Below are 1,103 nucleotides of genomic sequence, written 5' to 3' on the forward strand. Positions count from 1 at the left end.
GAGGTGGGGCAGGACGGCACCGCCCCGCGCGCGAGGGTCGCGCGCGGGGCCGGAGGTGGCGCGGTCAGCGGGTGAGCGCGCCCGGGTCGCGGCGGACCATCGACCGCATGATGTGCTCGACCAGCGTGATGAGCACCTGCTTGGCCGACTCGCGGTCGCGCACGTCGCAGTTGATCACCGGGATGTCGGGCGGCAGGTCCAGCGCGTCCCGGACCTGGTCCGGGGTGTGCAGGCCGGAGCCGTCGAACCGGTTCACGCCGATGATGAACGGCAGGCCGCGCCGCTCGAAGTAGTCCACCGACGGGAAGCAGTCGGCGAGCCGGCGGGTGTCCACCAGCACGACCGCGCCGAGCGCGCCCTTGGCGAGCTCGTCCCACATGAACCAGAACCGGTCCTGGCCGGGCGTGCCGAACACGAACAGGACCAGGCCGTTCGGCAGCGTGATGCGGCCGAAGTCCATCGCCACGGTCGTGGTCGTCTTGCCCGCCACGGCCGAGGTGTCGTCGATCCCGATGCTGCGTTCGGTGAGCGCCTCCTCGGTGCGCAGCGGCCGGATCTCGCTGACCGCGCTGACCAGGGTGGTCTTGCCGACGCCGAAGCCCCCGGCGACGAGGATCTTGACGGTCAGCGCCGAATCGCCCTGCGGGGAAGGATCAGAGCGCACGGATTCCATCAATCACTTCCTTGAGTACGCGCTCGCCGGGGAACTGGGCCACCGGTGCGGGCCGGCGGACCCGGACCAGCGAGCGGTCGAGCAGGTCGCCGAGGAGCACCCGGACGACCCCGAGGGGGAGTTCAAGGTCCGACGCTATCTCGACCACCGACAACGGAGTGCGGCAAAGAGACAAGATCATCTCATGTTCCGGGTCGAGCGCGTCCGCGTGCCCGCCCCGGTGCAGCCCGCGGGCCTGCCCGGATTCCTCCGGTTCGCCCGCGGTCTCGATGAGCGCGACCATGTCCAGGTCGTGGCCGTCGTACTGGGTGCGGCCACCGGTCAGCGCGTACGGCCGGACCACCGGGCCCGCCGCGTCGTCGTACCAGCCCTCGCCGCCCTGGGACGGCGCCGCCGGCCTCTGCGGCGCGGACGGGCCGGCCGGGCCGGC

Annotated in this window: 2 protein-coding genes; both read right to left on the reverse strand. The window is 72.3% G+C overall.

Annotation, left to right across the window (positions count from 1 at the left end; translation table 11 throughout):
• Positions 1-64 precede the first annotated feature (64 nt).
• The gene (locus tag DZF91_RS23405) at positions 65-673 is read right to left on the reverse strand and encodes a GTP-binding protein (protein WP_117359507.1); all 609 of its coding nucleotides are present in this window, start codon (positions 671-673) and stop codon (positions 65-67) included.
• The coding region (locus DZF91_RS23410) for a DUF742 domain-containing protein (protein ID WP_456236654.1) at positions 654-1,103 on the reverse strand (450 nt) is incomplete at its 5' end. The genes DZF91_RS23410 and DZF91_RS23405, both read right to left, overlap by 20 nt.

Source organism: Actinomadura logoneensis (assembly GCF_003428695.1).
Taxonomy (GTDB): Bacteria; Actinomycetota; Actinomycetes; order Streptosporangiales; family Streptosporangiaceae; genus Spirillospora; species Spirillospora logoneensis.